Origin of the sequence: Treponema parvum, from assembly GCF_017893945.1 — a bacterium.
In the GTDB taxonomy this organism is placed as follows: Bacteria; Spirochaetota; Spirochaetia; order Treponematales; family Treponemataceae; genus Treponema_D; species Treponema_D parvum_A.
Genome location: NZ_CP054257.1, coordinates 384,360 through 410,690, shown reverse-complemented (window position 1 = coordinate 410,690; position 26,331 = coordinate 384,360). Strand labels below are relative to the sequence as shown.

At 45.6% G+C, this 26,331-nt stretch carries 24 protein-coding genes; 8 read left to right on the top strand and 16 right to left on the bottom strand.

The window, feature by feature from the left end:
- Positions 1–144: 144 nt before the first annotated feature.
- From HRI96_RS01890 to HRI96_RS01870, 5 genes are all read right to left on the bottom strand, one after another.
- Positions 145–1,086 carry a tetratricopeptide repeat protein gene (locus tag HRI96_RS01890; RefSeq protein WP_210117845.1) on the bottom strand — a complete coding sequence of 314 codons (942 nt, stop codon included), beginning with the start codon at positions 1,084–1,086 and terminating at the stop codon, positions 145–147.
- Between the two features lie 11 nt (positions 1,087–1,097).
- Complete coding sequence (locus HRI96_RS01885) at positions 1,098–2,090, bottom strand: MlaD family protein (RefSeq protein ID WP_210117844.1); 993 nt, start codon at positions 2,088–2,090, stop codon at positions 1,098–1,100.
- Positions 2,087–2,827: an ATP-binding cassette domain-containing protein gene (locus tag HRI96_RS01880; RefSeq protein ID WP_210117843.1), complete on the bottom strand. Its 741-nt coding sequence runs from the start codon at positions 2,825–2,827 to the stop codon at positions 2,087–2,089. Before HRI96_RS01880 ends, HRI96_RS01885 begins: the two co-directional genes overlap by 4 nt.
- Positions 2,828–2,837: 10 nt before the next feature.
- Complete coding sequence (locus tag HRI96_RS01875) at positions 2,838–3,614, bottom strand: ABC transporter permease (protein WP_210117842.1); 777 nt, start codon at positions 3,612–3,614, stop codon at positions 2,838–2,840.
- Positions 3,615–3,787: 173 nt separating this feature from the next.
- Positions 3,788–4,900 carry an aminopeptidase gene (locus tag HRI96_RS01870; protein WP_210117841.1) on the bottom strand — a complete coding sequence of 371 codons (1,113 nt, stop codon included), beginning with the start codon at positions 4,898–4,900 and terminating at the stop codon, positions 3,788–3,790.
- Between the two features lie 126 nt (positions 4,901–5,026).
- On the opposite strand from HRI96_RS01870, the gene HRI96_RS11720 reads away from it, so the two are divergent.
- The 4 genes from HRI96_RS11720 to rsmG all read left to right on the top strand — a co-directional run bounded on the left by HRI96_RS11720 (position 5,027) and on the right by rsmG (position 8,942).
- Positions 5,027–5,935 (top strand): RsmE family RNA methyltransferase, encoded by a 909-nt coding sequence (locus HRI96_RS11720; protein ID WP_256729270.1) that lies wholly within the window; start codon positions 5,027–5,029, stop codon positions 5,933–5,935.
- 348 nt (positions 5,936–6,283) lie between these two features.
- A complete protein-coding gene (locus HRI96_RS01860; RefSeq protein WP_210117840.1) occupies positions 6,284–7,090 on the top strand; it encodes a hypothetical protein in 807 nt (268 codons plus the stop codon).
- The gene (locus tag HRI96_RS01855; protein WP_210117839.1) at positions 7,077–8,192 is read left to right on the top strand and encodes a hypothetical protein; all 1,116 of its coding nucleotides are present in this window, start codon (positions 7,077–7,079) and stop codon (positions 8,190–8,192) included. Before HRI96_RS01860 ends, HRI96_RS01855 begins: the two co-directional genes overlap by 14 nt.
- Positions 8,193–8,207: 15 nt before the next feature.
- A complete protein-coding gene (rsmG, locus tag HRI96_RS01850; protein WP_210117838.1) occupies positions 8,208–8,942 on the top strand; it encodes a 16S rRNA (guanine(527)-N(7))-methyltransferase RsmG in 735 nt (244 codons plus the stop codon).
- Positions 8,943–8,958: 16 nt separating this feature from the next.
- Here the strand turns inward: rsmG and HRI96_RS01845 are convergent, their stop codons facing one another.
- The 3 genes from HRI96_RS01845 to HRI96_RS01835 form a co-directional block, all read right to left on the bottom strand.
- Positions 8,959–10,317, bottom strand: a complete 1,359-nt coding sequence (locus HRI96_RS01845; protein ID WP_210117837.1) for a tetratricopeptide repeat protein — start codon at positions 10,315–10,317, stop codon at positions 8,959–8,961.
- 189 nt (positions 10,318–10,506) lie between these two features.
- Complete coding sequence (locus HRI96_RS01840) at positions 10,507–11,673, bottom strand: pyridoxal phosphate-dependent aminotransferase (RefSeq protein ID WP_210117836.1); 1,167 nt, start codon at positions 11,671–11,673, stop codon at positions 10,507–10,509.
- On the bottom strand, positions 11,673–12,170 hold the full coding sequence (locus tag HRI96_RS01835; protein WP_210117835.1) for an Lrp/AsnC family transcriptional regulator: 498 nt from the start codon (positions 12,168–12,170) through the stop codon (positions 11,673–11,675). Before HRI96_RS01835 ends, HRI96_RS01840 begins: the two co-directional genes overlap by 1 nt.
- A 635-nt stretch (positions 12,171–12,805) precedes the next feature.
- Here HRI96_RS01835 and hisG point away from each other — a divergent pair.
- Positions 12,806–13,657, top strand: coding sequence for an ATP phosphoribosyltransferase (hisG, locus tag HRI96_RS01830; protein ID WP_210117834.1), 852 nt, complete (start codon positions 12,806–12,808; stop codon positions 13,655–13,657).
- A gap of 166 nt (positions 13,658–13,823) precedes the next feature.
- Here the strand turns inward: hisG and HRI96_RS01825 are convergent, their stop codons facing one another.
- The gene (locus HRI96_RS01825) at positions 13,824–15,092 is read right to left on the bottom strand and encodes a glycosyl hydrolase family 18 protein (RefSeq protein WP_210117833.1); all 1,269 of its coding nucleotides are present in this window, start codon (positions 15,090–15,092) and stop codon (positions 13,824–13,826) included.
- Between the two features lie 89 nt (positions 15,093–15,181).
- The gene (locus HRI96_RS01820) at positions 15,182–15,439 is read right to left on the bottom strand and encodes a hypothetical protein (protein WP_210117832.1); all 258 of its coding nucleotides are present in this window, start codon (positions 15,437–15,439) and stop codon (positions 15,182–15,184) included.
- 100 nt (positions 15,440–15,539) lie between these two features.
- On the opposite strand from HRI96_RS01820, the gene araD reads away from it, so the two are divergent.
- The gene (gene araD / locus HRI96_RS01815) at positions 15,540–16,256 is read left to right on the top strand and encodes an L-ribulose-5-phosphate 4-epimerase AraD (RefSeq protein WP_210117831.1); all 717 of its coding nucleotides are present in this window, start codon (positions 15,540–15,542) and stop codon (positions 16,254–16,256) included.
- Between the two features lie 225 nt (positions 16,257–16,481).
- Here araD and HRI96_RS01810 read toward each other — a convergent pair whose 3' ends face one another.
- The 6 genes from HRI96_RS01810 to HRI96_RS01785 all read right to left on the bottom strand — a co-directional run bounded on the left by HRI96_RS01810 (position 16,482) and on the right by HRI96_RS01785 (position 22,203).
- The gene (locus HRI96_RS01810; RefSeq protein WP_210117830.1) at positions 16,482–17,567 is read right to left on the bottom strand and encodes an endonuclease/exonuclease/phosphatase family protein; all 1,086 of its coding nucleotides are present in this window, start codon (positions 17,565–17,567) and stop codon (positions 16,482–16,484) included.
- An 84-nt stretch (positions 17,568–17,651) separates the two neighbouring features.
- On the bottom strand, positions 17,652–18,782 hold the full coding sequence (ychF, locus tag HRI96_RS01805) for a redox-regulated ATPase YchF (RefSeq protein ID WP_210117829.1): 1,131 nt from the start codon (positions 18,780–18,782) through the stop codon (positions 17,652–17,654).
- A gap of 98 nt (positions 18,783–18,880) precedes the next feature.
- A complete protein-coding gene (gene rpiA, locus HRI96_RS01800) occupies positions 18,881–19,594 on the bottom strand; it encodes a ribose-5-phosphate isomerase RpiA (protein ID WP_210117828.1) in 714 nt (237 codons plus the stop codon).
- Positions 19,581–21,110 (bottom strand): type I 3-dehydroquinate dehydratase, encoded by a 1,530-nt coding sequence (locus HRI96_RS01795; RefSeq protein ID WP_210117827.1) that lies wholly within the window; start codon positions 21,108–21,110, stop codon positions 19,581–19,583. The genes rpiA and HRI96_RS01795 overlap by 14 nt, the downstream gene beginning before the upstream one ends.
- On the bottom strand, positions 21,107–21,619 hold the full coding sequence (locus HRI96_RS01790; protein WP_210117826.1) for a hypothetical protein: 513 nt from the start codon (positions 21,617–21,619) through the stop codon (positions 21,107–21,109). Before HRI96_RS01790 ends, HRI96_RS01795 begins: the two co-directional genes overlap by 4 nt.
- Positions 21,620–21,627: 8 nt before the next feature.
- Positions 21,628–22,203 carry an NUDIX hydrolase gene (locus HRI96_RS01785; protein WP_256729269.1) on the bottom strand — a complete coding sequence of 192 codons (576 nt, stop codon included), beginning with the start codon at positions 22,201–22,203 and terminating at the stop codon, positions 21,628–21,630.
- A gap of 319 nt (positions 22,204–22,522) precedes the next feature.
- Here HRI96_RS01785 and HRI96_RS01780 point away from each other — a divergent pair, with 319 nt between their 5' ends.
- Together HRI96_RS01780 and HRI96_RS01775 are read left to right on the top strand one after the other, a co-directional pair.
- Positions 22,523–24,055 carry a lipoprotein 17-related variable surface protein gene (locus HRI96_RS01780; protein ID WP_210117825.1) on the top strand — a complete coding sequence of 511 codons (1,533 nt, stop codon included), beginning with the start codon at positions 22,523–22,525 and terminating at the stop codon, positions 24,053–24,055.
- Between the two features lie 233 nt (positions 24,056–24,288).
- Positions 24,289–26,214: a formylglycine-generating enzyme family protein gene (locus HRI96_RS01775; RefSeq protein WP_256729268.1), complete on the top strand. Its 1,926-nt coding sequence runs from the start codon at positions 24,289–24,291 to the stop codon at positions 26,212–26,214.
- The last annotated feature ends 117 nt before the right edge of the window (positions 26,215–26,331 follow it).

Sequence of the window (26,331 nt, the reverse complement as noted above, 5' to 3'; positions counted from 1 at the left end):
TCCGGACAGATCGATAGGATTGACAGCCTTTGCCGGCCGTTTAAAGCGCCCGGTTCCTGCACTAAGGGATCGGGCGTTTTTTGTTTTTATTCCGTTTTTTATTCCGCTTTATTATTCACAAGAGCAAGCGGTTTTCCGGGACGATCAGTTCATATTGTTATCAGAGCTTTGTATGCTTTCCGCACGCTTAAGGGCGATTTTAGCTTCGTCATAGAGTGCAGCGGAAGAAAATATGTCCTTCGCTCTTGAATACGACAAAAGAGCTTTTTCAATATTCCCCGCCTTCATATAAATATCGCCCTTAGCCATGTGGTCCATTCCCAGCCCGTAAGAATTTTCCGAGCGCCGGTCAAAGGAGATAGCACTGTCCGCAGCGCTCAAAGCTCCGTCATAATTTTTTGCAACCGAACGGACGGACGCTATTGCATACCAATCGTAGGCGGCCATCTCAAGATAAACAAGTTTTTCATGAATTTCAAAAGAATTCCTAAAGGCTTTTTCGGCCGCATTCCAGTCCGAAAGTTCCTTGTAAGCGAATCCTATAAGGCGCCATGCGTAAGCTTCGTAAAGTTCATCCGTTTTTTTAAGCTTACCCATCTCCTTTGAAACGATCTCGATGGTTTCTTTAGCCCTATCCTTAGACGAGTTTTCAGTTCCGTAAGAAAGGAGTCCCCTACAAAGGTATATTTTAGCTGTGGAAATCAGATTCTCTTCGTCTTCGGCGGCGGCTTCGTCCAAGGCTTTTTGCCAATAGTTTTCTGCAGAAGCCGCATCCTTTTCATAAAAAGCGAGGTTTCCCATTGAAAGCAAAACTTTTATCCTGAGATCTGCAGCGTCAATCCCTACGGCAAGCTTCCACGCTTCGTCCATAAGAGTGCGGGCAAGCACGTAGTTGCCGCGCTCGGATTCGGTATTTGCTATGTCAAGCTGCTGTACGGCAAGATTTCTTTGAGTGACTATGCGGGCCGGCCGCTTGGGCGCGGACGAACAGGATAAAAACAAAAGCAAAATTCCGAACACATACAAAAAGCGCTTTACACAAACCGTGCGAAAACCAAGATCCAAGCTAAATTTTCTTTTTTTCATACGCCGTCCTGTTAAAACTCAATATCCCGGGGACTTGTGCCGCCGGATTGCGTGTTTACGCGATCGGGAACGCCCCGTTTCAAAAGGGGATTGTTTTTAAGCGCTTCCAAAACGTCCTGAGCGGATTGAAGGGTTGTTTGAAGTTCGCTTACCAAGCCTGAAATCTGCGGGAACTGCGACGGCAGCGCGGCGGTCGCCTTTTCCAGATTTTCAATCGCTGCGGAAGTGTGCGCGACCGCCGCGCCCAGTTCGGGAAATATCTTTCCGTTCGGATCCACAAGAGCAGGAACTATTCCGTCAGAAGAATTTGCGGCGGCGTTAAGAGCGTCGGTAATCCGCTTGATGTTCTGAGTTATGTCGGACAGATCGCGGTTAAGCGTCTGCGTTATTTCCGAAACGTTTTCGGTCATAAGTTCTACGGAATGAATCGTGTTTGTAAGCGGAGCGCTGCCCCTTCCTTCAAGAGCTTCGTCTATGCGCGACAATATCCAAGAAACGTCCGTAAGAATTCTATTGGCCTGAGAAATGAAATTTGAAATGGTATCGTCTTTTTTAGGTACGGTAACTATGCCGGTTTCTACGCGTTTTCTTCCTTCTGCGGAATCCACTCTCGGAATTAATTCGCCTTCTTCAATAAGCCCCGTTCCGTTGCCCGGATAAAACAAAAACTGGTTCCCGAGCCCTATGGGACTTACGTTAAATTCCACTACCGAACCTTCCCTTACCCTGTCATAGTAAGTATCGTAGATATAAAACTGAACTTCTACCGAATCGTTAGAATTTAACCGTATGGACTTTATCTTTCCCACCGTAAATCCTTTGTATAAAACCGGCATACCCGCGCTGAGGCCGCTCCCGGATTCGAATTCCGTAATATAATAATAATCTTTTGAAAACCACCTCTGCTTGCTTCCGATCAAAAATACTGACGCCACAAGCGCAACGGCGGCGGCAACGGCAAAAAATCCTACTATCTGATCCGCATAACGAATTTTAAATTTCATATGGCAATCCCTTTTTCTATAAACGCAATAAGATCTTCGTCCCTGGCTATTTCATCTCCGCTTACGGCTAAAGAAATCTTTCCTTCAACGACCAGGCAGATGATATCGGCAAGCGCTTTTATCACATTGAGATCATGGCTTACAAATATCATGGTTTTCTTTTCCTGCTTTTTTTGTTTTATGATCTTTACAAGGCGGCGGGAAGAACTGTCGTCCAGCGATTCCGTACATTCGTCAAGGAATATTAAGTCCGGATCGCACAGCATGGCGCGCGCAAAGGCGATGAGTTTTTGCTCGCCTACGGAAAGAGCCGAAGGCCGTATATCAAGCGGCTTTTTATAGCCTACGTCTTTTAAGACCCGCTCAATGTTTTTCACTCTTTCCGAAAGACTCATCTTGGGAAAGTGGACTTTAAGAGGCAGCTCAAGTATCTGCCGGACCGTTTGATTTGCCCACAGAGCCGAATCTTGAAAAACAAAAGCGCAGCGGCGCCTGAATTCAAGCGTCTGCCTCCGGGTCATCAAAAAAATGTCCCGCCCGTTATAACTTACGCTCCCTTCTACCGGAAGCAAAAGTCCTGCGGCAAGCTTCAGTATGGAACTTTTCCCTCCGCCGGAAGGTCCCACGATGGCGGTAGCTTTCCCCTCTTCAAAAGAATAGGAAACGTTGTCTACGATTTTGTTTCCCTGTGCGGCAAATGAGATGTTTTTTAATTCTATGACAGCGCTCTCCGCCATATAAAGCCCTTCAGATATAGTAAAGCGCGGAAATCAATATGTTTGCCAATATGCACCACGCAAACGAGCTACTTACGGCCTTTAAACCCGCCACGGGAACTTCGGTACTCGCTCTTTCCACCGAAAATCCTTGAAGCAAAGCGAAAACTGAAATTATCATTCCGAATGCTACGCTTTTTATAAGTGTGATAAGGATGTCCGAGAGAGTAAGCGCTTGAAGAACATTGTTAAAATAATCTACCGCGGGAACGGGATTTATGAGCTGAGAAACAAAATACGAGCCGGCCAGCCCGAAAATACAAAAATAAATGTTCAAAAGGATCAGCGAAGCGGTTACGCCTAAAAAACGCGGCACGGCAATGTGTTCGATGGGATCCACTCCAACCGCAATGTACGCTTCTATTTCGTGCGACACTACCATACCGGCGATTTCGGTGGCGATAGCCGTAGCCGACCGCGCAATAATAATGAACGCCGTCAACAACGGCCCAAGTTCGCGTGTGATCGCACTGACTAAAAGCTGATAAATAAGTTTTTGCTGTGAGAGATCCGACAAAAACGGTTCCACAAACGCATTAAACGCGGCTCCTATTCCGAGCGCGAGCAGTGAAGATATGCCGAAGGCTTCCACAAAGGTAAAAAGTATCTGCATTACGAGAATCTTATATGCGGCTTGTCCTCTTATCACAAATGGCCACACGCTTCTTAAAATTCTTCCGAAAAAACCTATCGTATATTGATTTTCCTTCGATCTTGCATTTATGATCCTGCCGATCTTTTTTAACATATCGGAATTGTACGTAAAACGAACGCGTTATACAAGCGTTCGCATGATCCTGCCGTTGCACGGAAAACTTTGCGCTTTGCGGTCGTTTCAATATAAAAAAAAGCGTCACTCCCGGCAGCGTCCTGCCGTTGTGCGGGAATTTCGCGCTTTGCGATCGTTTCAATACGCCGCGGCTACAGTCCCTGCAAATCTCCGTTTTTAAGAACGGTGAATTCCGAATTGTCTTCGTATACGAACGTTATGGTAGGATCCCTCACTACGCCGTCAAGGTGAATAAGGCACGGCGCATCTCCGTCATAATTCATTCCTACGGCAAAGTGACATGTACGGAAGGCTTTTTCATCTTCGAGCATGTTCCCGCCTATTGAAGCGGCGGGATTCAGCCCTATACCGAGCTCGCCTATATTGCGCGCATTGCGTTTATAAACGGCACCCTGCCCTTCCGGCAATTTTCCGTCCTTTTCCATTTGAACGGCGGCCTTTTCGGCGTCGGTAATGGATTTTAAAAGGCGCTTGGCTTCGTCGCCTCCTGTAACTGAAGTTATAAAACCGTTTTCAACTTCTATCGCGATCGGAGTTTTTAAAAGCGAAGTTCCGTCGCTAAAAGACATCGAACCGTCAAAAACGATCTTTCCCTGCGTCCCTTCATTTCCCGATCCTACAACGGGACTTATAAACACTTCTCCCGCCGGTATGTTACCGCCTGAGCCGGGTTCCGAAAAATCTCCGTTGTCGCTCATAGGTTTTCGTCCCCAAACCGGAACTTCAACGTTTGTACCTCCCGGAGACGTAACACGGACGGTTTTTACTCCCTCGTATCTTTTGCAAAGTTTTTTGCACGTCTCTGAAAGCAGCTTGTAATCTATGCATACCGTGCGCTCAAACATATTCTCCGTGAGCCCGGGAGTCCAAACCGCTCTCATAGTTTTTTTACCGCCGATTAAAAAATTAAAAATATGGTCGAATTTTTCGCCGCTTTCGGATACGTAAGGCTTTGCAATCGCCTCGCTGTCCTTTCCGAGTTTTTGCTCCGAAATCGAAAAGAAAACGTCAGGTTCGGTTTTAAGAGCTGCTATGACTTCAGGCGAAGCCGTATCCAACAGCGTTTTCACGCTTTGATAGATCAGCACGGGAACGGCGCCTTCTTCCAGCAGAGCCGTATAAAGGCTTTGAGCGATTGCCGCCATAGACGGATTTGTAACGATTAAGACACGTTCATTTTTTTTAACGCGACAGACTTCGCGGACGACAGTCTGAGCGGGGGTTAATTTTTCTTTTTCAAACATACTCCTATTCTATCATGTTATGCGACAGAACTGCAAATACATATTGCGCACAGCTATAATCAGCGACGTTTCGGCTTTGATAGAAACCTTGTCCTTTTATCCTTTTCTTTTTATACTTTTTATCCGATGAACATATGTCTTTTTTCCGAAGAAGAAATAAACAGACCTCTTCTGTGGCAGGATGAAAGGGCTCAGCATCTCATAAAAATCCTTCATAAAAATGAAGGCGATACTTTTACGGCGGGAATAATCGACGGCAAAGCCGGCTCCGCAACGGTCCTGCGTATTGTTCCCAAAACACAGATCGAATTTTCGTTTACGGCGGAAAACGATGGTAAACCTCCGTATCCTCTAAGCATGATCATAGGGTTTCCGCGCCCGATACAGCTTAGGCGGCTTTTGCGCGATGCGGCGGGGCTCGGTGTGAAAAGCATTCATTTAACGGGTACGGAACTCGGTGAAAAATCGTATTTGAAGTCAACTCTGATAGAAAGCGACGCCGCGCGAAAAATGCTGATCGACGGCACTTCTCAAGCGGGAAGCACTCATTTACCTGAGCTCTGCGTGCATTCAAAGCTCGAAGAATGTCTTGACTCGGACTTCCCTGCCGCAACCGGCAAAGACAATGAAAACTCATCCGAAGGCTGTACAAAAAAAACATCCGCCGAAAAAAACAGCGATTCGCACGATGCGCCGCCCGGGATTTATGCGTGCAACGCGCCATCGCATAGCCGCCCGCCAAACCGAACGATTCCTCCGCTTAAAATTGCCTTGGATAATATCAATGCGGAATGTTCTCTTTCGGAGTTTTTAAAAAAGAATAAAATTGACGGCCTTTCCTACAAAAAAAACGGATATATGCGCCCTATAGTAGCGGCGATAGGCAGCGAACGCGGATGGACGGATAATGAACGCCGCCTTTTTGAAAAGGCGGGCTTTACGCTATGCAGCATGGGAAGCCGAATTCTCAGGACGGAAACCGCTGCGACAGTCGCAGCTTCCGTCATCCTCGATCACATGGGGCTTTTGGACTAGCCGGCCGGTTTTAGAGGTTTTACATCCTAAGTCGGTGCAGTTTGCCCGTAGAACTTTTTTTTTCGGCGGCGCATCTTTCCCGTCGGTATCCTTTGCAGGCGCATTTCGCCCGCCGACATATTTTGCCGACAGCGCATTCAAATGTTAAATTTTTACACCGATATGTAAAAAAATCAATGCCTTCACTAGAATGAAGACAAAGTATGTGTTAATATACGTGCAACTTTAAAAATATCCGTTTCGTTTTTGAAGATATCTTATTTTGCAAATCGTTATTTTACAACGAATTACAATGCACTCCGAATTTTATAAAACTCGAAACTGATATTAAACATAAAAGGAAAAATATTGGACAACGCAAAAATAAAACAAATTTTACTTGATATACAGGGAACCGATCTCGACTTTACGGTAACCATGACCGGCAAAGCAAGCAAAAAAGTCAACGGCCTTTACAAGCCCGAAACGTACGAAATTCTTTTGCACAATAAGAATTTCAAATCCGACAATCAGCTTGTTTATACGGCGGTTCACGAATATACGCATCACCTTATAAATGAAAAGCAGCTCGCGGAATCCGGCGGCCGTCAGCCTCCCAAGGGCTCAAGAATCCACACTCAGGCGTTTTGGGCCAAATTTCACGAACTTTTGGAAATTGCCGAACAGAAAGGATACTATGTATTGGGACTTGAAAATTCCCCGGAACTTGAAGCTCTTACCGAAAAAATAAAAAAAGAATACATAGAGACTAACGGCCGCCTAATGCAGGAATTCGGTAAACTTTTGGCAAAAGCTCACGAACTTTGCGAAGCCGCGGGGATCCGCTATGAAGACTATATCGACAGAATCCTGTGTCTTCCAAGGGCTAGCGCAAGGGACATAACAAGGACGTCTCTCGTTCTGACAGATCCGGCCGTAGGATTCGATAACATGAAGCTGCTTTCGCAGATAAAGCGGCCCGATGAACGCGCTGCCGCCGAACAGCAGCTTTTGTCCGGAAAAGCGCCGGACACCGTACGGGCGATGCTGAAAAAGAAGGCTGAAAAAATTGATCCTAAAGAAAAACTTGAAAGAGAGCGCGATCGCCTGAACAAAATGATTTCAAGCCTTACCCGGCGGCTGGAATTTGTGGAGGAAAGCCTTGCGCAGATGTAAAGCCGCTATCTTAAAGCTTTTGGGCGTATCGAAAAACCCGCTCTTAGCGATTTTTTTCTATGTTTTACATACAGTTTCGGCTCAAAACTTCTCCGAACAGGCGGGAAAAGCGGATGCGATGTCCTTGTCTGGGACGTCGAGCATCGCTTCTCCGTATCAAGACAACGCTTGGTATGTTCCGGGAAAAACCAACATAAAAGACATCCAGATAGAACAGCACGAACAGGACGCACGATCGTCTTCTCCCGCTCTTTCGGAACGACAAGATCCGCAAGATTCGAAGGAAGATCTTTCAAACTCCGACGATGATAAAGATGAAATAATCACCGCTTTCGATTTTATAAAACTGAACGAAGAAGGACTTCTTTCAAACACACAGGAGCTTTTTTCCGGTAAGAATTCAGATCTGCCCGGAATAATTTACAAATTCAGGGAAATAAAAAAAGACGCCGCTTCGCTTTTCAAAAAAGAAAATAAATCAAATATATTAAATATATCGTCCGACGCGTCCGTGTTGCGTTTTATAGTAAACGGCAAAGACATATATCCTTCCTGCAGAAGCATTTATTTCAGTCGGATAGAAAGGAATAAACCCTTTTTGCTTGCCGGCGACCGCCTATATGATCAACAAAACAAATCTTATTCCGAAACATTTTATTTTTTATTCGTTCCTGCCGGCAGGAGCGGAGGGCAGGAAGTTTACAGCGTAAAAGCCGCCGTGCTGCAAAATAATATAAATGAAAATTCGGAACTGTACGACCTTGCAGCGATAAAAGATCTTTATGCTTTTAGAACCGGCAGTTTTATTTCCATACACAGCGGAATTAACGATAAAGACGGTAACGGCTCCGATTACCGCCTCAGCCGAAGTGAACCGGACGGCGAAGCCCTTCTATTAAATGCCGCTCGGCAAAGCGGCATGGATCACGGCCATACAGGCGCGGCTGAATCCGGCGGCGCCGGCGGGCTTTCCGCATCGTCAAGCTTAAACTCCGGCAGTGATGAAAAAGTCGCCATAGATTTTCTTATGGTTATAAGGAATCATTTGGCTATGGTTAAGAATAAGGAAAGTGTGCTTGAATTCGGCTGCCGCACAAATTGAAATTTTAAAGAAACTATGGCAGAACTCATCAATATCAATGACGGACTTTTAAAACTGGGATTCTGTGAAAGCGGTTCTTTACAGCCGGAACCGCAAGACGGCAAAGCAGACCTTTGCCCTTTACAGACGCTGGCTCAAAAGATGGAAAGCTATATCAAAGAGCTCCGCCTTTTCAATTCCGCCTACGACCTTGTGAACACCGACGACCGCGATGAAATAATCGTAAACCACATCTTTGACAGCCTTTCCGCCGTTCCGGTTATTCTGCGCTTGGCAAAATCTCTACAAACGAAAAAAAATAAAATCACCATAGGCGACATCGGATCGGGAGCGGGATTGCCGGGCATTCCGCTTGCAGCCGCATTACCTAAAACCGAATTCACTCTTATCGAGAGGATGAGCAAACGCTGCGCTTTTTTACAGAACTGCGCCGCCATACTGGATCTGAAAAACGTTTGCATTAAAAATATCGAAGCCGAGAGAGTGCAGCCTGAAAGTCTTGATATTGCCGTATTCCGCGCCTTTAGGCCGCTGGACAAAAAAATCTTAAGTACGGTGATGAACACGGTCGTTCCGGGGGGCTTTGCCGCAGCCTACAAGGCGAAAAAAGAAAAGATCGCCGAAGAGATGAGAGGCCTTTCAGACTCGATAAAAGATTATTCGGTAGAAAAACTTTTCGTTCCTTATTTAACGGACGCTGAAGGGGATAAAAAACGAGAGAGAAATCTTGTCGTCATAAAGAAAAATTAGCATCGAAACATTCAGACTAATTCGGAGACGATACTTTTTTTAAAAGCTTTATGAGAGCGTCTTTTTCGACAAGGTCTATAGGGCGGCCTTCAATGTATTTATGAGCGCCTTCGCTGAACAGCCCTGCTGCAAAACAAATTCCTTTGTCGGCCTTAGTGTCTTTTATCTTGTTGTGAAATTCGCGTACAAATAATTCCCCTACTACGCCTGAGGTTCTGTAGAACCGCAGCAGCTCCGTGTCTTCCCATTTTGTAGTTTCTACCGTGCAAAGAATATCCGCGCTATCCTGGTTAACGGTAATGTCAAGGATCTTTACAAAAGAATTTTGGCAAAACGTAACCACAGCCTTGCGGCAAAGGGCAATAAAGTCGCTCGTTCCCGACATGAGATACGTCTGCAAATTTGTGTTTTGATTTAATTCCTGATAACGCGACATTAAAACCGCGACGTCTTTATAAGTCGGAACTATCGACTGTATCTGCTTGAGGAGATCCAGTCCTAAAGCAATTTTATTGGAAGCAAAACAAGTCTGAGCCATGTTATAACGCAGCTCCACCGCAACTTCAGGCGGCACGTCTGGTATTTTCAAGCCTATTTCAAAATCCTGAAGAGCTTTATCGTATTGTTTTGCATTTAAATTCATTTTTCCCGTAGCAAGACAGGAGCGCGGGCCGTACACGGGATCGGGGCGCAGGTGCATAAAGATTTTCATCGCCTTTTCGCCGTAGCCGGATTCGTACATGGCGTCCGCCATGGAAAACAGTATTTCCTTATCGTCGGGGGATTCGTCGATGGTTCTGCGCAAAAAATTCAGGCTTTCCCTGAATTTTCCGGATTTATAGAGCGCAAGCCCCATCGGTCTGTAAACGGAACTTGTGTCGGGCCTTGCGACAAGGGCTTTTTTTAAGCACGGAATGGCGCGGGCAAAATCGTTGTTTTCATAACAGGCAATGCCCAGATTATAACACGTGTCAAAATCATCCGGTTTTAAACGGTATGCAACGGCAAGTCCTTTAAATGAATCCTGGGTTTTACCCAGTTTTAACGCGCAAATTCCCTGCCTGAGAGCAACCGTAAATTCATCAACTTCGGGATGAAGTCTTGCGATGTCAACCAAGGTATTGTACAGCGGGAAGGCTTTTTCCCACTCATGACGGCGGAAATAACAGTCGGACAGTTCAACCAAAGAAGCAGTGTGATGCGGATCCTGCTTGAGTTTTCTTGTCGCCTCTTTTATTATTTTCGAATCATCCTTTTTTTCCGGCATTGATTTTTTACCTTTACCGGAAGATTTTTTCGAAGAAAGAACGGAAATAAGAGCTATAACGCCAAGTATGACGACGGACACTATAACGATAGGAAAAAGACTAAACATCTGCTATAAAAAATCCCCCAAAATAAAAGCGTAGAAAAAACGCATCTTCCAGTCATCTGCCGAAAATATCTCTTTGCAGAAGACAAGATTCCCTTTATGTATAATATCGGCAGAATTCCGTAGAAAAATTACTATTGCAATTCCGAGTTCTATAAAGCTCGGAATTTTCCGCCTATTTCGTTGCGGATGCTACTGTAATTCCTTTATCATATCCGCAATGCGGGAAACGGCGATTTTTATTTTATCGATATTCGTCGCATAGCAGCAGCGGACAAACCCCTCGCCCGCTTCTCCGAAAACATTTCCCGGGATCACCGCCACCTGATGTTTTTCTATGAGCCGAGTGGCAAATTCTTCGCTTGAAAGAGAAGTGGAACGTATGTCCGGAAAAATATAAAACGCGCCTTCCGGCTCCGCACAAGGCAGATTCATGCTGCAAAAAGCCTTATACATCAGGTTGCGTCTTTGCCGGTAGCTTATTCGCATTTTTTCAACTTCCGCCCAGCCGTTTCTAAGTCCTTCCGCAGCCGCGTACTGACTCATGATCGGCGCACATATGGTCGAATACTGATGAAGTTTGTTTACCTGCTCCATCAAGTCGGCCGGGGCGGCAACGTAGCCTATTCGCCAGCCGGTCATGGCAAAGGCCTTGCTGAATCCGTTTAAAACTACAGTATAGTCTTTCATTCCCGGGAAGCTGCCTATTGAAACGTGCTTGACTCCGTCATAGACAAGCTCGCAGTAAACCTCGTCGCTCAAGCACCAGATTTTGTGTTTTTTTACCGTTTCGGCTATTTTTTTCAATTCCTGTGCGGGAATAACGCGTCCTGTAGGATTGTTCGGAGAACAGAGCATGACGGCCTTTGTTTTAGGGCTTATCGCCCTTTCTATCTGTTCGGCTGAAGGAATAAAGCCGTTATCTCTTGTGTTCAAGCGGACAAGATTTACGCCGCACAACGAGGCGAGCGGCTGATAACTGACGTAACATGGTTCGCACACGATAATTTCATCGCCGGGATTCAATATGGCGCGTAAAACCGCATCCACGGCCTCGGACACGCCGATTGTGACAAGGATTTCCGTTTTAGGCTCGTAAAAAAGTTTATAGCGCTCAAGATACTTTGCGATTTCTTCGCGCAGCTCAAGAAGGCCGCGGTTTGAAGTGTATGACGTCTGCCCCTTTTCAAGGTGATAAAACGCTTCTTCCCGCATGAGCCACGGCGTAGGAAAATCAGGTTCGCCTACGCCCAATGAGATTATGTCGTCGCGTCCTATAATCAGATCAAAAAATTTGCGGATTCCGGACGGCTGCGTTTCCAAAATTTTTGAAGAAAATCTATCCTCCCTGTCGTTCATTACGCTGTGACCCCTTCGCGTCGGTCTCGCTCGGCTTCCGCATAAACTATATCGTTTTCTTTGTATGTTTTAAGTATAAAATGCGTTTTTGTGGAACGCACGCCTTCCAAAGTGGATAACTTGCTTGAAACAAAGAAAGCGACTTCTTTTAATGTTTCTCCTTCGATTATCACTTTAAGATCATATCCGCCGCTCATGAGATAAAGCGATTTTACCTGCGGGAAACGCCAAATTCTGTCGGCGATAGCGTCAAAACCGTGTTCACGCTGAGGCATTACCTGAATTTCTATTTCGGCGCAGACCTTTCCCTTGTTGTTTTCATCCTTTTCGGGATTTACGATAGCGGCATATTTCATTATGACGCCGTTGTCTTCGAGTTTTTTAATGATATCCCCTACGTCCGCAGCGGATAATTTTGTCATTGCGGCAATATCATTGATCGAAAGCCGTGCGTTTTCACGCAGCAATGAAAGAATCTCTTCACTATGTTTATCCATAAGGGGCGCCTCTTTTAAATGAATTTGGAACACGGTTCTCTGAAAACCGACACGGCTTTTAGAGACCGCCGACGGGATATACAATAAAGTATTTCAGAATAATTAGCAACAAAGGGAATCGGACTGGAGTTCTAGGGAACCGCAGCGGGAAATATAAGTTATAAAAAAACGCTTTACTGTATTAAAAACGGCTGCACTCCCGGCAGCGGCCTGCCGTTCGCCGTGGCTGACCGTAATAGGTATCGGACTGCGCTCCTATAGAGTGCGGTGTTGCAGAAAATATCAATTTTCGAAAATACCGCACTCGTGCGCGAGAGCGCACACGTATATGCACAAGTTTGCCCTGCAAACTTGTAGTTAAACGGGACGCGCTATTTTAGCGTCTCGTTTAACTATGGTCAGAGCGGCTCGGCGTCAGTCCCACTGCCTTGCGTTCCGCCTTTTTCTTTATACCGATACTTGTTTCACACTAATACACTTCGCCGCGGTTCCCCTGCAACGCAACTGCCGCCGAACCGCAAAACTTTGATTGCCTACCTTTTATTTTTTATATATACTTTGCATACTTTAAGGGAGTGTTTAACTTGAACGTCTGAAATTGAAATTTCCTCGTATGTCGTTTTATAGGAGTTACTATGGAAAAATTAAAGATCCTTTTACCGAAAGGCAGAATATATGAAAATGTCGTTTCTCTTTTAAGCGGAGCCGGAATAAAAATCGATCTTCCCGAAAGAGCGTACCGCCCTACCGTAAACCAAGACGACCTTGAAGCAAAGGTGATGAAACCGCAAAACATCGGCAAACTGCTTGAACTCGGCTCGCACGACGTAGGATTTACGGGACGCGACTGGATTATGGAAACCGGCGCAGACGTTGAAGAGATCATGGATCTCGGGTTCGACAGAGTCCGCATAGTGGCGGCGGTTCCAAACTCTATCGACGACAAAACTTTAACGGAAAGACGGGTGATAGTAGCAACCGAATACGAACAAATCTCGCGCCGATGGCTTGAAAACAGAAAGATGAATTTTCTTATCGTAAGGACGTACGGAGCGACGGAAGTATTTCCCCCTGACGACGCGGACATGATCATTGACAATACGGCTACCGGCCGTACCTTAGCTGAAAACGGGCTTCGCATAGTGGACACGATCCTTGTAAGCTCAACCTGCATGTTCGCTTCAAAAAAAGCGATGAAGGATCCGGCGAAAAAGCAAAAGATTTTGGAACTTAAAATGCTTTTTGAAGCCGTCATAAACGCAAGGGACCGCGTTATGCTTGAAATGAACTGTTCAAAAGAAAAATTCGAAGCCCTTGTTAAAGGTCTTCCTGCAATGCGAAGTCCCACCGTAGCGCCCCTTTACGGAGACAGCGGCTATGCAATAAAAATCGCCGTAAAAAAAGGCGAAGTTCCGGTTTTATTGCCGCAATTGCGGGAACTTGGTGCGACGGACATACTTGAATATGAACTCAGGAAGGTTCTCTAGGCCGCAGGTTAAGCGCGGCAATGCGCTGATTGTATGTAGCACGTCCGTATGCGGCCAATCCGCCCTAAAATTATAAAACTCGAAGTTTGGACTAGACCAGATTATTCGGGCAAAATAAAAAAAACGGCGACAGAAGCGGCGGAATAATCCAAACATGGCGGCTCACTCAGTCAAAGCTCTTTATCCATTGCCAAACGGCCGCGTCTTCCTGTCCCATCCTCCAAAAAGCCAAGCTTTGAAATCCCATATCCTTGTACATTCTTGAACGCTCCACAACCGAGTGAGCGTCTTCATACCAGCCTGTAACCGATATTTCTTTTTTAAATGAAAAATACGGCACGTCGTTTTCTCGTATGACAACATCCACATTGTTTTCGTGCATGATCCGGTTTATTCCTTCAAAATACCATGCTTTGCGCCAATTTTCTTCCGGCCATGTTCTGCCGTAAAAAGGCAGCCCAATGATATATTTTTCGGCAGGCCACAAAGAAAGGGCATATTCGGCGACGGATCGGCACCAGTCCATAGAAGCGATTGCACCCGGAGCGCTTGTGCTCCAGTGTTCGTCATAGGCCATAATCATTATTCTGTCCGCAACTTTGCCTATTTCAGAATAGGACTCCGCATCTCGTTCCAAAGTTTTTACCCGCGCGTGGACGCAAACCGTTAAAGGCTTTTTACCCAATTTTTTTTTCAGATATTTTAAAAACAAAAGATAGTTTTCCGCATCTTCCGGGGGGACAAGTTCAAAATCGATCTGAACGCCGTCAAATTCCTTAGCTGCAAGCGCAAGGTCATTAGCTATCTGTTTTCGAAGTTTGCCGGAACTTAAGACAAAGTGGCTTAAAGAGCGGCTGTCGCAGACGGCCGTCAAGTGAACCCGGCCTTTAAAATCGGCTACGGAAGATCTTTGCGGCACCTTTGAAAGATTTCCGAATGTATCTATCTCTGCGGCAAAAAGGCCTATGTCCGTAAGCATGGCATTTTTATTGTATTCGCCGATATAATCGGGAATCACATATCCCCATATCTCTTTGAAGTTCACGGCTTCGCCTTTCAATTCCCTGTTCCAGCGGTAAGGATTGGCATATTCCGGAAGCATGACTTCATCGGTTTCGACGCCGGAATTCCGGGTCGCAGGGTTACCGGCAGAGGATGCTCCCGCAGCGGACTGAGCCGCGGCAAGTTGCACGGACTCAGACTGAGCGGTCGCAACGGATTGCACAGTCGCAGAGGATTGCACAACAACAGGCTTCACGGCCACAGACTGCATAACCGTCGCAGATTGCGCGGCCGCAGTAAAGGGCGCCGGCTTGGACAATGCGCCGCCTATTCCGTCCCGGCCGGTGCCGCCGCCAAGACCGGCGGGCGATGCTGAAGAAGGCTTAAAACAGAGTGCGGCAAAGAAAATGACAAAGATAAAATTTTTTCTCATTTATTTTCCAAATAAAGTATGTTTTATTAGAGACTACCCTGACTTCAGTTTTTTATCAATATTCAGCCGCACATATTGCCATGACTTTTTCAGCCGAACATATGCGGCTGCACATATTCAGCCGCACACATGTCGCACATATTGCGTAATTTTCCGGCTGCGGCTTTTCCAGCTCCGCACATACCGCACATATTCAGTCGCGCGATCGCAGCGGGCGCGGATGATTCCGCAGCGGATTGCGATGCCGAAAGTTGCACGGCCGTCGCAGACGGCACGGGCGCAACGGATTGCACAACAACAGACTGCACGGCCGCAGTGGGAGCCGACTTGGACAATGCCCGCTTCATATGCTCTCTCATGCGCACACTACGTCTTATTTGTCCGCCGCACTGGACATCCTGCGGCCTTAGGCAATATAGTAAGATCCGGTATGACAGGAGGTAAATCATGGCAAGTATTTATCAATCTCTAAAAGAAGAAGCTTTTGAAGCCAATATGCAGATTCCGGCTCAGCATTTGGCAATTTATACATGGGGCAACGTTTCGGCGTTCGACAAGAGCAAGGGCGTATTTGCTATAAAGCCGTCGGGAGTGCCTTATCCCGAGCTGAGCGTCGAAAACATGGTCGTAGTGGACTTGGACGGGAAAAAAATCGAAGGTTCTCTAAATCCGTCGTCGGACACTCTTACGCATTGCGTGCTCTACAGAGAATTCGTCGTAAAAGACGGAATTGAAATGCGGGGAATCGTACACACCCACTCTACTTATGCGGTAGGCTGGGCACAATCGATGCGTCCCATTCCTCTTTTCGGAACCACGCATGCGGATCACATACAGACTGAAATTCCTTGCACTCCGTATCTTTCGGAAGAAATGGTCAAAAAGAATTACGAGCTTGAAACGGGAAACGCTATAGTTCAACATTTCCGAAGCCTGAAATACAATCCGGCCGAAGTGAACATGGTCTTAGTCGGGGGGCACGGACCGTTCACTTGGGGAAAAACGCCTTACTATGCGGTATATAACGCTGCGGTTCTTGAAGAAGTAAGCAAGATGGCAAGCATCACATTACAAGTAAACCCCGGCGCAACGCCGCTTCCCAAATACATCATAGACAAACACTATTTAAGAAAACACGGCCCCAACGCCTACTACGGGCAATAGCATTGTCTAGGGAATTTTAAAGGCAGGCCGGCGGCGGAACGGCCCAAAAACTTCAGCCGGTTTCTTTTATCTATACACGGCCGAAAGTTATCCGCAGCTGTTTGCCCGCACTTATGCGTTTTCACAGTTATCCGCTGGCACTTGTTTGCCACATCACGTGCGCCTTCAAATATCAGAAGCTATCCGCCGGCACTTATGCGTTTTCACGCCTATCTGTTCCGCGGTTTAAAATCCGACCGTGCATGAAATGGGAAGGTGATCCGAATAGCCCCTGCCGGTATACACCTTATATCCTATGGGGATCCCGCCCTCATCCGCCCAATGCCCCTTGTCCTCAACGGTAAAATTCGATATCTTTGCACTCCCCGCACTGAAAAAATGATCCAGTGTATTCCATGCTTTATTATAATAATAGCTGCCTCCGTCCATCTGTCTTCCGTCTGATAAGATCCACGGAGAATATACGCCGCATACGCCCAAATTTCCCGCCCGAATGTAGCGAAGAAAAACATTGCACATATCGGAGAACTTTGCCGAACCGCCTTCTGAAACAAAACCGGCAACATCTTCCCTAAAAGCAAATTTGGTTATGTTGCAGTTAAGATCGCCGCAGCAAAGAACCGCAGAGCCGGCGCCTGAAAGGCCGCCCTGTACTCGATCGTACACGTTTTTCCCCAGTACCGATTCCTGCCAGCGCCGCCAAATTTCAGTTTTTGCCTCTCCGCCGGCCATAGATTTCCAGTGATTTACATAAAGAATGAGTTTTTTTCCTGCGGCGGAAAGAGTAAGTTCCATAATAGGCCTTAGAGACGGCTGTTCCGCATTTTCCGTTTTTATGTCCAGAGAGTGAATCTTCAAATCAGAAAGCGGATGCCTGGACAGCACCGCGCATCCTATCGACGAACCGGGCGCCTTATAAAAACATCCGTAACCGTACATCTTTTTTTTGCGCCATGAATTGGAAGCAAGCTTGTTTGAAATATCATACAACACGCCCTTGTTTTCTATTTCTTCCATCACAAAGACGTCCGCGTCCAAAGCATTTATAGCCTCGCATAAGCGTTCGAGCCGCTTTATATAGGAATCCCTTCCCCACCCTGAAGAAGACTTTTTAAAATCACCGTATTCGCTGCCGTCCGTTTGCGCGTCAAAAAACGTTTGAACGTTCCAATTTACAACCTTTATCTTTGCTCCGCTCCCCGCCGCCGCTTTGAACTGCGATAAAGCGTTTAACGGCGGCGGTATAAAAAGCGCAGCAAAAAAGACCGCATAGCGGACAATCTTAAAAATACGGACAAATTCTTTTTGCATAAGACTCCCTGTCATATAAATTGATCCGATAGAATACTTTATGCAAAAATCATTCTAAAACTTGTAGGCCGCCGCCCGATTGCCCTATACGTTAAATTTAAAGAAAAGAACGTCGCCGTCTTGAACTACATAATCTTTGCCTTCAATGCGGTATTTTCCGGCTTCTTTTATCTTAGCTTCGCTGCCGTACTTACGAAGGTCGTCTATCGTATAGGCTTCGGCTTTTATAAACCCTTTTTCAAAATCGGTGTGAATAACGCCGGCTGCTTTGGGAGCCGTATCCCCTTTACGGATAGTCCACGCGCGGCACTCATCTTCTCCGCCGGTAAAAAAAGTGCGCAAGCCCATTAACCCGTAGGCCTTATGGGCAAGCGCTGCAAGGCCGGATTCTTTTAATCCCGCGGACTCCATAAATTCCTTGCGTTCCGAAGGATCGGTTATTTCCGCCAGATCCGCTTCAAATTTTCCGCATATCACCACAACGTCGGATCCTTCTTCCGCGGCAATCTTTTTAACCGTTTCGACGTATTTATTTGAACCTGTAGGAATAGAAGTTTCGTCTATATTGCACACATAAAGCTGGGGCTTTATCGTAAGAAGGTGCATATCGTATACGGATTTTTTTTCATCGTCCGTAAGTTCCGCCTGTCTTGCGGCCTTGCCTTCTTCAAGAAGCGGTCTTATCTTTTCTACGGCGCTCATCCATGCGGAAAGTCTTTTTTCTTCATCTTTGCCGAGCGCGCGTATGGAGCGTTCAGTCTTTTCCCGCCTTTTATTTACGGTATCAAGATCGGCAAGCGCCAATTCCATATTGATCGTAAGAATGTCGTCCAAGGGATTTATTTCAGCTTCCGCTTTTGCGTCTTCACGCACGTGCATTATGTCGGGATTGTCAAAGCAGCGCACCACGTGGGCGATCACGCTGGTTTCACGTATATTTGCCAAAAACTGGTTTCCCAAACCTTCGCCCTTCGCCGCACCCTTTATAAGTCCTGCGATATCCACGAATTTTACGCAAGCGGGGATCTTTTTTTTAGGATGGAAAACGCCTTCCAAAAAGTCAAGACGCTCGTCCGGTAAATCGACAATACCGATATTCGGTTCTATAGTGCAAAAAGGAAAATTTTCCGCAGCCGCAGGAGCCGCAGTTAAAGCTGAAAATATAGTCGATTTTCCAACATTGGGAAGTCCTACAATACCGCAATCCAATGACATAACAAATCCTTCCGTTTTCGTGCGCGGGAGCGCACAGTTATTATTATAACTGCAATTTCGGGCAAAACCGAAACATTGCTTATCAGCTTAACAGCCGGTTACCGCCTTAAAACGCTGCCGTCTTCATGAGCGACAAATATGATCGGCTTATTTTTTGTAAAAAGCCCTACTTCAACAACGCCCGCTATTTCATCAATCTTTGCTTCCATTTCGGGCGGATTTACGGGACTTTGCCAAAGGCAGTCCAAAATCTGATTTCCGTTGTCCGTGATAACGGGGCCGCACTTTCTCACTCCCTCGCGGAGAGTACATTCGGCGCCGAGCCGCTCAAGGGCGGCGGTAACAGGAACGCGGGCGTCACCCACGATCTCTACAGGAACAGGGAATTTGGAGCCTAAGGATTTTACGTCCTTGGACTGATCGATCACAATAACGAATAAGGACGAGTTATAGGCTACGATCTTTTCCCGCAGAAGCGCCGCCCCGCCGCCTTTTATAAGATTGTTTTGGGCGTCGGCCTCGTCCGCTCCGTCAATGGCAAGATCAAGACGTCCGCCTATAATTCTGTCGTTCATGGAATAAACTTGAATTCCAAGATCCTGGCAGGCGTTTGAAGTTTGAAAACTTGTAACTACGGCCTTAATATCCTTAAGAGTTCCGTCTTTAATGCGCTCGGCAAGCCTGTGAACGGCCGGCATTGCCGTAGAACCGGTGCCGAGTCCTATTTTCATTCCGCTGAATATTTTGCCTTCGCTTATCATAACGTCTACAGCTGTTTCGGCCGCCAGCTTTTTTTGTTCACTTTGAGTCATATGTTTCTCCCGCTTTTTTTTGCCTGTAATCCTTACCCGTAAACAGCTTAAACTGTTCATATCCTTGCTCAAGCAGCATCGGAAGACCGTTACACACTTTGCATCCGGCGGCCTTTGCCTGAGCCATGACGGGCGTTACCTCAGGAGCATACACTATGTCAAAAAGTTTTTCTTCTCCCGTAAATTCGTAAAACCAGATGGGATTGTCGTCTTCCTGAGAAAAAGACGCCGTTTCCATTCCCTTTGAAGTTGTCTGAATTATAAGCGAAGAATACTCTTCAAGTTTGCCGCATCCGTCGGGAGACAGCGGAGCGTACTCAAAACCGTATTTTTTTGCAATAGCCCTTGCCTTTGAAAGAGTTCTGTTAAATATACACGCTTTTGCGCCCATAGTGTTTACGGCGTAAGCTGCGGCCTTGGCGGCTCCGCCGGCGCCGATAATCGAAACCTTTGTGTTTTTTAAACTGCCGCTTCCTAAAAAAACTTTAAGCGCATTTACAAGCCCTACAGCATCGGTATTATAACCCGTCCACGAACCGTCTTCTTTACGCATGATCGTGTTACATGCGCCGATTCTTTCTACCTGCGGAGAAACGGTTTTTAAAAGCGGCAAAACGCTCTCTTTGTGCGGAACCGTAACCGAAAGTCCTTCCATGCCTATCTGGTTTGCAAATTCGATCGTCTGCCCTATGTCGGGCGAGCAAACGGGAATGTATACGGCATTGATATTCTGATCTTTGTATCCCGCGTTGTGAAGCTGAGGACTGTTTGTCTTTTTTAAAGGCCAGCCGGTAACGCCGAAAATCCTTGTGTTTTCGTCTATTGAACGGAAGCCGTAAACTTCATTTATCGCAACAGGGTCTATCTGTCCTATCACTTCCCGCAGCCCGGATTCCTCTGGCGAAACAAAGGTTAAATACGAATGGATTTTATGAGCCAGAATGCGGGTTGGAAGTCCCATCGGCCCCATAGCGCATATGATGTGCGGCTGATCCGTTATGTTCTGACATTCTTTAAAAATCTCGGTTACGTCCGAAAGACTGTGCGGCATGCATGCGACTTTTGGAATTTCATAGGAAGTTTTACACATATTTTTAAAACACTTTGCAAGATCTTTTACGGGACCTTCCATGTCGTGTTTGCTGCGGATGATGTGGATCCCGAAAGCGAGCGCGGCGTCCTGCAAACTTTGAACGTAAAAATCGTCTTCAAAATCCACATACGCAAAATTTTTACGCATGTCGTGTTCGGCAAAAGCCAATGCCCTCGCAAACAGCATCGTCCTGGTGCCTTCTCCGCCTACGTACCGCCCTCCGTCAATTTTACGGCGGATCGTGAGGATGGCGGGAATTTGTGCGAGCTCGGGGAATCTCCTTATTGAAAGAAGTTCGTCTTCTTCAAGAAAATCGGCGCGAAGTTCCGCCATGTCTATGTAGCGTCGGTACCGATTTATAAGCTCAACGTTTTCTTTTATTGTCTTTTTAGTCAGCGTCAAACAGATCAGGGGCTTATTCATCGATGAACTCCTGTGGATAAGTAAGGAATTACTTTTGAAAATTCCTCTTCGCTTTCAAAGAAAAGCGTAATATTCTTTCCGTTATTTAAGACAATCTGCAGTGAGGTTTTGCCTTTAAGGGCCTCGGCGGAATCTTCCCACAAAAATGCAGGTATGCTGTATATGTCGTCGTATGATATGAACGGATAGTTTATGAAAATTCCGTTTTCATAAACGCCTTTGAACTTTTTTATGAATAAACTGCGAGCCGTTATCTCGCAGCCTAAAATTCCCGTAGCGCATACTATACAATTTATTAAAAAGGAAAGCCTCCCGAGCAAAGAAAGCGAAACGAGCAAAACACACGTTAAAAAGCTGAGTTTAGCGGCCAAAGCGTTCCCCCGTCTGAGAGGTAAAACACACTTGCCCGCCTTTACAACATATTTTTTACTTCGCAGCGGGACGGAAACCATGACCGAAAAACATCCGGCAAAACCTAAGACTGCCGGTAAAACGACATAAGCATTCAATTTTCAGTTTACTCCTGCTTATCGGCCTTAGCACTTGAAAGCCAAAAGCGCAAAGTTTTTTTTGCAGACTCAAAAGCCAGTGGAAGTTTGTCTATGTCACTTTCGCTGTAAACTTGTTTTGAAACGAGTTTTGTAACTTCCGTGTCTTGAATATGCATGCTGTCCACAAGAGAAGCGGACTTTGAAAGTCCCATCTTTGCAACAAAAAACAGATCACAGGTCTTGTATCTGATGCCCTTGTAATCATAAATATTGGGAAAACTGCACAGATAGGATACCTTTTCAGGTTCGACGCCGAGCTCTTCCCTGCATTCGCGAACGGCGGCTTCTTCGGCTGTCTCGCCGGGGTCGCAAAATCCGCCGGGCAGAGCGAGAAATCCTTTTTTCGGTTCTTTTGCACGAACTTCAAAAATCACGCCGCCCTTTTCATCCGTGATCACAAGCCCTACGGCTGCGGCGACATTGTTGTACAGTTTAAAGCCGCAGTCGGGACAATTCCATTTTCTATCGTCGGCGTATTGAACGTTTTTTCCGCCGCACTTGGGACAAAATAAAAAATCGTTGTTTATGGTTTCAGCCATCATGTTTCCTATAATATGTAAAATCGCAGTTTTCGGCAATATTACCTCTGAACCGCAGTCCTAACTGCGGCCTGAACCGAACTATTGACTTTTCGCGCTCTTTGTGTAAAATTATCTCTAATATCTTTACTTCTTATTTAAAAATTTGTGCTTGTCTGTAGTAACTGCATTTTAAAACGTTCCTTAAAATTGCACGAGGGAGAAAATTTCAATTTTAGACCGAGTGCAATTAGTGCGCTCATTGCGCACAGTTTATTATGGTAAGACTTAAAATAAACAAGTCTTAAAATTCAGGATTATTTTAAATTAACAGGAATTGATAATGAAAAGATCAGCGATATGCTTATTACCGATGTTGCTTGCCGTGTTGTTGACAAACGGTTGCCAGCAGGCGTCGTCTACCCCCCCCCATGTCGAATTGACCGAAAATCCAGGAACAAATCCCGCCGTTCCGCAAAATCCGTATGAATTGGTCGAAGCGGACGTGCTTGAGGCGTTCGGCTTGACAAAGGGGAAGCAATCCGCATTTGAAGCAGAGCAAAAAATCACTTCGGGATCTTCTGCCGTTCCTGCAATTGTATTTACGCAAAAAGACGTTACCGCCTATGATGATGAAGCGGGAACGTTTACCGTAAAAGTAAAGGGTACGAAAAATGGAAATCCTTTCGACAAAGAAATGGCCGTAAACGGCTTTGCCAATCCTTATGCCTCCCAACCGTGGTCTATAAATTCTAATGACGGCAAGGGCGAGTTAAAGCTCGACGAGGGTATTGAGAGGAACCTTTCAATCGAAAAATATATTGCGGAAGCGTATCCAACTATTGCGGACTTTTTTAAAGCGCCGCTTGCTTTTTCTCTTGCAAACGGAACTTCCGTTACACTCGGCGATTGTGACTATTATAAACTGGAAGCTACCCTTGCAAAAGAGGGAACGGATAAAATTAAAATCGTACCTGTGTACACGGTAAAAAATCATAAAAAGGCTGCCGATGGATCGGATACGGTAACGGAAAAGGAATGCAAGGATTTTACTCGATCCAAGGAGTCGCTGACGAAGCCGTACTTTACTGAAAAAGATGTGTTTGATCATATACTCGAAAAAGTAAAAAATGATGAAAGTTTTATAAAAACGGATCCCGGAAGTTTTGCTTCGGGAGTATATGCTTTTGCTATGGTAGCACAGGTAGCCGGTGATATATTTGATGAAAGTAAGATTTCGCATTATGTAAATCTGTATGCCACGAAAGGAAACGGACATCTCGAAATTAAAGATATTACCGCCGGCGTATATAATATTCGAAACGGCGGGATTAAGGCCGATGATTATGAAGGTACGCTTACCGTAGACTATTATATTGCGACAAAGGACTTGGTAGCACAGGCAGCACCGTCTGCTCATGAAATATCGAAACTCCACATGGTAACGCGCAGCGGATTTAAAAAAATCAAACCCGAAACGGTAAAGAACGAATTTGTGTTTGAAATACGCAAAATCGGAAGCGGCGGCGGAACGAAGCAAAAATGGCTTAACCGTCTCATTAATACTGTTTTGATACAAAAAAAAGAAGCAACTATCCACGATAATTATGACAATTGGTTTGAGATAAATGATACTCTTACAGATGAGGATTCTTCCGGCTATTATCTTAGATTAAACGGTAGAGCTTATTCAAATTGTAAACCGGCTTCCGGCAATCAATTCCTTTTGAAAACGAACTCGGCATCAGAACCCGATATCCTTGTCGAGCGATTAAGTCTCCAAAAAAATAAAGACGAAGAAAATTTAATAATTTCTATGCAGTTTATGGGGAAATCCGATACCGTCGACATATCGGTCAAGCCCGAATCGTATTGAAAACCCGTTATCTGCACAAAGGCGGACTTTGCACCTGGAGGTACGAAAGATTATGAAAAAATTATTATTGATTGTAACGACCGTTATAGCGCTTACGGCATTTTTAACGGGCTGCAGCAATCCAGCCGAAACCACCCCGACGCCGTCCGTCCCCCCCCTCGCCGGGCGGCGAAAGCGGCGGCTCAACGCCCGCACAAATAACGATAACCGTTGCGGGGGATGAGCATGTTACGTTGAAGCCGACCCATACGTTTGAAGTTGAGAAAGGCACCAAAACATGGTATGAGCTGAAAACCGAAGCGGAAGATAAAATTACCTGCGACGAACATTACAAAATAGACAAATGGAATTTCAACAACGAATTGGGAGAAGAAATACCTGACGGCCACCTGTTTAATGAACCTACAACGGTTTTCGCCGTAACGATACAAACTTCAACGCCTCCTGAGCCTAAGATTACGATAACGATCAAGGGTGATGAAGGCGTTATATTAAAAGGTGTGGATCCCACAATTACACCGGTCAAGGGCAAACAGTGGAAGCAAATTAAATCGCTTGCGGAAGAGAAAATCGATAAATATAAAAAGGATCATGAACTGAAAAATTGGCATCTTACGGATGCTTCGGGTGCGGTTTTGGATGATTTGTATACAACTCCGTTTGACGATAATGCAACAATTTTTGTTGAAACAAAAATTGTTGATATAACTTTGACTATTCAAGGCGACAGTCATGTTACTGTAAATGCACCACAGCTGAAAGTACCCAGAGGAACACAATGGCGTATCGTTAAGGAAAAAGCGAAAGATCAAATTTCTGTTCATTCAAATTATAAGTTAAAAGAATGGAGAAGAGGTAGTGCAAACGGCAGACCTTTACAGGATAATGTTCCGTTGGGTGAAGACATGATCATATATGCAGTAAGTCATCCCGAAAAAATAACGATAACTGTAGAGGGCGATGGTCATGTCCATATAGCTTCTGATAAAACTATTTCCAATATTGCATACGGAACAAAGTGGGAATATATAGCGGTTTTGGCAAAGAAAAAAATAACCGGTTACGAAGCAGGATTTATGTTTTCCGCATGGAAAAATGGTGCGGGAGGAAACGAACTGCTTAACGGTGATACCTTTGAAGAAGATACTATTGTATACGCAACAGCCAAACAGGTTCCTGCTTCTTTAGGTAAAAAAATACCTGAAGCAAGTATTGTCGGAAAGGATATATCTTATCAATTGCCTACAAAGGATGGATCGGATACGCTCTGGCGCGGTGTTTTCCCTGAAGGGCGTACCGTCACTTTGAGCGAATACACAATCGGAGAACATGAAGTAACGACAGAGTTATGGAATACCATATACAAATGGGCAAAAGATAGAGAATATGAGTTTGACTATCAAGAAGGCAATATGCCGGATAGTAATAAACCGATATCAGGTGTAAGCTGGCGTGACTATGTTGTATGGTGCAATGCGTATACCGAAGCAAAATTCGGAAACACTACGCAATGCGTTTACACTAATTCTCAAACCCATACGATAGTAAAAAGCATCGGCGATTCCGATGACGATTACATTGTGTGCGATTTAACCAAAAAAGGCTACCGTTTACCGACCGAAGCCGAATGGGAATACGCCGCCCGCTATCAGGGTAACGACAGCACCAATGCGGAAAATTACGGCAGCGTGTATTTGACCAATTTGAATTCTGCAAGCGGAGCAAAAAAGCCCATCGGCTTTCAAAGTGTGGCAATGCCGCCGTCAGGTGAAACTTATGAAACTTTACGCGCCGAAACTGCACGGGTTGCGGTCTTTAACAAGTATTACAACGGTACAGGTTTTGTAGAACAGAATCCGTCCGTACCCGATTTAGCTGATGTTAAAACCAAAGATCCGAATAAACTGGATATCTACGATATGAGCGGCAACGTCGCCGAATGGTGCTGGGATAGATATTCTGCAACGATATCATCCGGTCCGGTAACGGATCCGACTGGCTCCTCCTTATCTTCCGATACAAAACGCGTTTTGCGCGGCGGCTATTGGTCAAAAAATAAGGTAGACGCCGTTTACGAATGTATGACCGGTAAGCGGGACTATGATAGTGCCAGTACGGCGGCTTCTTCTATGGGCTTCCGCTTAGTGTGGCAGGAGTAGCCGACAGAGCATGTTTTTGCCGGCTTGCCGTTTAATGAAAAGGCAACATACGGTCGCCGAAGCTAAACCTTGAGAATAAATTGACAACCCCTATTTTATAGGGTATATTCGATATGA

What these genes read in the sequence shown, in the direction of transcription:
- HRI96_RS11720 (WP_256729270.1), top strand. Translation starts at nt 5,027, where the DNA reads ATGAACATATGTCTTTTTTCCGAAGAAGAAATAAACAGACCTCTTCTG.
- hisG (WP_210117834.1), top strand. Translation starts at nt 12,806, where the DNA reads ATGGAAAAATTAAAGATCCTTTTACCGAAAGGCAGAATATATGAAAAT.
- HRI96_RS01870 (WP_210117841.1), bottom strand. Translation starts at nt 4,900, where the DNA reads ATGTTTGAAAAAGAAAAATTAACCCCCGCTCAGACTGTCGTCCGCGAA.
- rsmG (WP_210117838.1), top strand. Translation starts at nt 8,208, where the DNA reads ATGGCAGAACTCATCAATATCAATGACGGACTTTTAAAACTGGGATTC.
- HRI96_RS01780 (WP_210117825.1), top strand. Translation starts at nt 22,523, where the DNA reads ATGAAAAGATCAGCGATATGCTTATTACCGATGTTGCTTGCCGTGTTG.
- HRI96_RS01845 (WP_210117837.1), bottom strand. Translation starts at nt 10,317, where the DNA reads ATGTTTAGTCTTTTTCCTATCGTTATAGTGTCCGTCGTCATACTTGGC.
- ychF (WP_210117829.1), bottom strand. Translation starts at nt 18,782, where the DNA reads ATGTCATTGGATTGCGGTATTGTAGGACTTCCCAATGTTGGAAAATCG.
- HRI96_RS01795 (WP_210117827.1), bottom strand. Translation starts at nt 21,110, where the DNA reads ATGAATAAGCCCCTGATCTGTTTGACGCTGACTAAAAAGACAATAAAA.
- araD (WP_210117831.1), top strand. Translation starts at nt 15,540, where the DNA reads ATGGCAAGTATTTATCAATCTCTAAAAGAAGAAGCTTTTGAAGCCAAT.
- rpiA (WP_210117828.1), bottom strand. Translation starts at nt 19,594, where the DNA reads ATGACTCAAAGTGAACAAAAAAAGCTGGCGGCCGAAACAGCTGTAGAC.
- HRI96_RS01885 (WP_210117844.1), bottom strand. Translation starts at nt 2,090, where the DNA reads ATGAAATTTAAAATTCGTTATGCGGATCAGATAGTAGGATTTTTTGCC.
- HRI96_RS01825 (WP_210117833.1), bottom strand. Translation starts at nt 15,092, where the DNA reads ATGAGAAAAAATTTTATCTTTGTCATTTTCTTTGCCGCACTCTGTTTT.
- HRI96_RS01810 (WP_210117830.1), bottom strand. Translation starts at nt 17,567, where the DNA reads ATGCAAAAAGAATTTGTCCGTATTTTTAAGATTGTCCGCTATGCGGTC.
- HRI96_RS01890 (WP_210117845.1), bottom strand. Translation starts at nt 1,086, where the DNA reads ATGAAAAAAAGAAAATTTAGCTTGGATCTTGGTTTTCGCACGGTTTGT.
- HRI96_RS01875 (WP_210117842.1), bottom strand. Translation starts at nt 3,614, where the DNA reads ATGTTAAAAAAGATCGGCAGGATCATAAATGCAAGATCGAAGGAAAAT.
- HRI96_RS01880 (WP_210117843.1), bottom strand. Translation starts at nt 2,827, where the DNA reads ATGGCGGAGAGCGCTGTCATAGAATTAAAAAACATCTCATTTGCCGCA.
- HRI96_RS01835 (WP_210117835.1), bottom strand. Translation starts at nt 12,170, where the DNA reads ATGGATAAACATAGTGAAGAGATTCTTTCATTGCTGCGTGAAAACGCA.
- HRI96_RS01785 (WP_256729269.1), bottom strand. Translation starts at nt 22,203, where the DNA reads ATGATGGCTGAAACCATAAACAACGATTTTTTATTTTGTCCCAAGTGC.
- HRI96_RS01820 (WP_210117832.1), bottom strand. Translation starts at nt 15,439, where the DNA reads ATGAAGCGGGCATTGTCCAAGTCGGCTCCCACTGCGGCCGTGCAGTCT.
- HRI96_RS01840 (WP_210117836.1), bottom strand. Translation starts at nt 11,673, where the DNA reads ATGAACGACAGGGAGGATAGATTTTCTTCAAAAATTTTGGAAACGCAG.